Source organism: Streptococcus danieliae, from assembly GCF_025447695.1.
GTDB classification, from domain to species: domain Bacteria; phylum Bacillota; class Bacilli; order Lactobacillales; family Streptococcaceae; genus Streptococcus; species Streptococcus danieliae.
On the sequence record NZ_JAOBSU010000158.1, the window covers coordinates 1 to 2,432 of the forward strand.

At 43.4% G+C, this 2,432-nt stretch carries 1 protein-coding gene; it reads left to right on the plus strand.

The features are described from left to right. Positions 1 to 451: 451 nt before the first annotated feature. Positions 452 to 2,392: a GbpC/Spa domain-containing protein gene (locus N4310_RS08190; protein WP_262092786.1), complete on the plus strand. Its 1,941-nt coding sequence runs from the start codon at positions 452 to 454 to the stop codon at positions 2,390 to 2,392. Positions 2,393 to 2,432 lie beyond the last annotated feature (40 nt).

The window sequence follows — 2,432 nt, forward strand, 5'->3', positions numbered from 1 at the left end:
CCGCACTACCAAATAGGAATACCTACTTATTTGAAATAAGGCGACAATAAGTATGAGTTTTTAGAGGTGCCCTAAAAATGAAGGGATTATTCTCGTTCAGGAGGACCCCCAAACGGTCTCCACCGAAAGCGACCAAAATCAAGCCTACCAGCAACAAACTAAGGAACTGCAAGAAGCGACCCAGCAACACACATTTGAAAAAGACCAATATGCGAAAGACTTAGCTAGCTATGAAGCCGCCCTTAAGGAGATTAACCAGTACCAAGAGGCTGAAGCCAAGCGCAAAAAAGAAGTAGCCGCTGCGCAGGCGCAGTATCAACAGGAACTGGCCACCTATGAAAAGGAACAGGCTCAGTACCAAACAGATCTTAAAAACTATCAACAACAAGAAGAGCTCAACAAGCAACTAAAAGAAAACTATCAAACTGAGCTGGCAAAGTTTGAAAAAGAGTTGGCAGACTATCAAGTCAAGGAAGAAAGCTATCAAAAGGAAAAAACGGAACAAGAGCAGGCTCAGAAGAATTTCCAAGAAAAACAAACCCAGTACGAAAAAGAACGAAGCCTCTACCAAGAAGCTGAAAAAGCCTATCAAGTAGCTCTTACTAAAGCTCAAGCAGATAGCCAAAAAGATGGTTTTCTCAGCCAAGTTTACGCCCAATACCTCATTGCAAAATCGGAACCCAATGCCAGTGTTCGTTTTGAAGGTGTTTCTTCCTTCATTGCCTCTAGTCATGATTTTGGTTCAGGTCTTGACGGGGTTGCGGGAACCATTGGCAAACTCCCTTTAACCAGCCAAGCTACTCTTTTCAAAGGAGTTGGTTCCGGAACACCAGCTGGAAGTGGGGATGGTTATGGTCTAATTCTTGAAAAGAATCAACCAATTCGAGTGAGTTATACCAATCTTGCCAATACATCTTATAAGGGCCAAAAAATTACTCGTTTAGATTATACCTATGAGTTGCTATCAACCTTTGCGGAAGATGGAAAAGCCACTGCCTTTATCTACACTGATCCTACTAAAACGATCTATGTAGGAACTCATGGTAATAATCAAGGACAGGTTGACTTTGCCATCCGTCAAACCATGACCTATTTTTTTGAGGATGGTTCACCCGTCGTCTTTGATAAAGACAAGACTGCCCTCTTATCCTTCGCCTCCCGCAACAATAGTTTTGAATTTGGAGAGCAGGAATTTGTTCAATTGGACGCTAATCTTAGCTTCATTCCCATTACAGGCTCTTCCGTCAGCGGCGAAAATGGCTATGTAGCTGCTAGAGGAAGTAATAATTCCAAGGCCGACGGTTCTAAATTTGACCGCTCTGAGTGGGATCAAGACGGCCATTCCAATGAATACTACGGGGCAGGTGTTGCGCTTGCGACAGGTGGGGAGATCTCCTTTACCTTCGGAATCCGCTACAACCCCAATGATATTCAAAAATCCGCTAATCCAAGCAGACTAAGAGATCGGTCCCGCCAATGGTTTACTGTCAATGCGGACATCAAGGCGAGTGGGCTAATCCAGCAGGAAAAACCGGGCAATCCACCAATCGCTCCGCTTAAACCAGAGATCCTCACCAAAAAGCTAGAAGCTCCTAAGAAACCACTCCAACCTAAAGAGCCAGCCTATGCCACAGTCAGTCAACCAGTCCAACCTAAAAAACCAGAACTAAAGGTTATTCCAGATCTCCCACCACTAACGGTTACAGCTATCAAACCAACAGCCCCTAAAGCACCAGTTGTCTTTTTACATCAAGTTCTTTATAAAACCCCATCTGTAACTCAACCTACAAAACCAAGTAAAGAACCTCTGCTACCAAAACCAAGTACTGACGTTTCAAAAGAGAAACCGACTAGTCCTGTTAAGCAGCCACTTCCTAAGCCAAGTACTGATACTTCAAAACAGGAACCGACTAATCCTGTTAAGCGACCACTCCCTAAACCAAGTACTGATACTTCAAAACCGAGACCAAGCAGACCCGTCAAGCGACCACTTGCCCCTAGCACTAGCAAATCGAACGCAAACACTAGACATGGAATCACCTATTCAGTTCCTAACAGAACCTTTTCAGCTCCTGCCTTCAATTACAGCCAAGGACAAGGAAGTAGCTATATTCAAACCTATGTTCCATCAGTTCCTGTAACCTATCCAAGCTATGCCCCTAGTTGGACAAGTTCAAATAGCTCTACTACTATATCAGTAAATGCAGCCCCTACTCCCAAAAAAGCTACCAATACGGCCAATAAATCTAGTAAGTCGGATAGGAGCAGAGAAGATAAAAAACGAAAAGAAGAACAACGCTACAAAAATATCTATCAAAAATCAGGTATGACCAAAAAAGAGTATGACCTTCTGATGGGCACTTCTAAAAACCAGAAGTATTCCGTCATATAAAAAAGAAGGGACGTTTGCCCTCTAATTTCCAGCAAGAGTC